Source organism: Parendozoicomonas verongulae, from assembly GCF_009711465.1.
GTDB lineage: Bacteria > Pseudomonadota > Gammaproteobacteria > Pseudomonadales > Endozoicomonadaceae > Sansalvadorimonas > Sansalvadorimonas verongulae.
In genome coordinates, this window is sequence record NZ_SMME01000460.1 from 1 (window position 1) to 916 (window position 916).

At 44.2% G+C, this 916-nt stretch carries 1 protein-coding gene; it reads left to right on the forward strand.

Annotated features, from left to right (window positions below):
* Nucleotides 1-916 (forward strand): hypothetical protein (locus E1189_RS22550; RefSeq protein WP_196220913.1); only part of this gene is annotated, 916 nt, incomplete at both ends.

Here is a 916-nt window from a genome sequence, read left to right on the forward strand (position 1 = left end):
AATAGTCATCTCTCAGAGCTATTTCTAAATTTTCTAAATGAAGCCGTTGAAACTACAAAAGCGCGAGAACCCGAGAGCAAAGGAGCCCACAAAGAGCAGGAACAGGATAGCAACCCCGTTAAAGCTTTAGTTGACGCTGCAAATAGCTTCCCTGACGAAACCATACCGGATATTGCAACTGATCCCCAAATATTTTCACTTTCCAAATCTGATGCCCCCGAAACCCTTCTTTCACCAGTCCCTCATACTGGCCTGATGAACGAGATTCACCTTCGTCTTAGTGGAAGCAAATGGTGGCTGAAGGATTCTATACATATTGGTACAGGAAATGATCTGCATACGTATGGTGATCTGTTTTCAGACTCAGGAGGAGAGCTCAGAGTTCTACGTTCACGACCTCCAAGGCCAAAGAGAGGTGAGTTCAGGCGTCTAATTAACCAGCTACAACAGGTAGGACACCTCTATGACTTTCAAACATTCAAGGCATCACTCCTAGAAATTGGAATAAACTATGTCGACGAAGAGACTGGTCAGATGAGGCGATGGACAACCTATAGACAGAACACCCTCCTCAGAGCAGAGCTTGCAAAATTCTCCCGAAACTTATTCCGTCTTTACAGACTTTTATCTATGTATTTGTCAATAGGTCTGCATGTTCCTGAGAAGTGTATGCACGCAATTAGCAAAAACCAAGCACAACAACTCCTGATAGAGGGCAGGAGTATTACTACCCGTGACGTCAATCTCATTCTTGAAGACTTATATCCACAGCTCAAGTCATATTTGCAAGCACAGGCAGCAGAATATGGACTACCTTTGACCAACCATCATCACCGACTCATTTACGATGCGCTCACTAGATACCTCAAACAAAAAGGTGGCCTACATAGTGCCTGTCAGAAAACCCTCAAACCCT